This is a genomic window from Streptococcus sp. 5346, assembly GCF_013277455.1.
GTDB lineage: Bacteria > Bacillota > Bacilli > Lactobacillales > Streptococcaceae > Streptococcus.
In genome coordinates this window covers 1-1,066 of sequence record NZ_VMMY01000009.1, presented here as the reverse complement: position 1 = coordinate 1,066, position 1,066 = coordinate 1, and the positions used below count along the sequence as shown (strand labels likewise).

1 protein-coding gene is annotated in these 1,066 nt (G+C 38.5%); it reads right to left on the bottom strand.

Features of this window, described 5'->3' with window-relative positions; translation table 11 throughout:
* Positions 1–1,066: G5 domain-containing protein (locus HT732_RS05960; RefSeq protein ID WP_173254311.1), on the bottom strand; the 1,066-nt coding region annotated here is incomplete at both ends.

The window sequence follows — 1,066 nt, the reverse complement described above, 5'->3', positions numbered from 1 at the left end:
GTCTCCGGTGTTTCTCCTGTTTTCGGTTGTGGAGTCTCCGGTATTTCAACTACTTTTGGTTTTGTTCCGACTGTAATAATTTCCTCTGTTGGTTCTTCTCTTACTACTGTTGGAGTGTTCTCTGTCACAGTTCCGTCTGTTGGATTCATTGTGTAGGTTGTAGTTGTTGTTTCTTTCCCTTTTACTCCCGCTTGTGTAGTTTCTCGATAATCTTTATCTTTTGTATTATCTTCTACATAACGTGTTGTATATGGAATTGGTGTTTCAACTACTTTTGGTTTGGTTCCGACTGTAATAATTTCCTCTGTTGGTTCTTCTCTTACTACTGTTGGAGTGTTCTCGGTCACAGTTCCTGTGTTTGGATCCATTGTGTAGGTTGTAGTTGTTGTTTCTTTCCCTTTTACTCCCGCTTGGGTAGTTTCTCGGTAATCTTTATCTTTTGTATTGTCTTCTACATAACGTGTTGTATATGGAATTGGTGTTTCAACTACTTTTGGTTTTGTTCCGACTGTAATAATTTCCTCTGTTGGTTCTTCTCTTACTACTGTTGGAGTGTTCTCTGTTACAGTTCCTGTATTTGGATCCATTGTGTAGGTTGTAGTTGTTGTTTCTTTCCCTTTTACTCCCGCTTGGGTAGTTTCTCGATAATCTTTATCTTTTGTATTATCTTCTACATAACGTGTTGTATATGGAATTGGTGTTTTCTCTACTTTTGGCTGTGTTCCCTTCTTAACAACACGAGTTACAGGGTCTGTTGTTACTGAAGTTGGTTCATTTGCAGTCACTTCACCTGTTGTTGGGTTTAGTTCATAAGTAGTTGTCTTAACAGTTTCACCATTTTTACCTGCTGTTACTTCTTCTTCTGTTCCTTCTGGAACTGAGTCATCACGTTCATAACGAGTTGGGAATGGAATTGGTGTTTTTTCTACTTTTGGCTGTGTTCCCTTTTTAACAACACGAGTTACAGGGTCTGTTGTTACTGAAGTTGGTTCATTTGGAGTTACAACACCTGTAGTTTCATCAATATTGTAAGTCGTAGTCTTAACAGTTTCACCATCCTTACCTG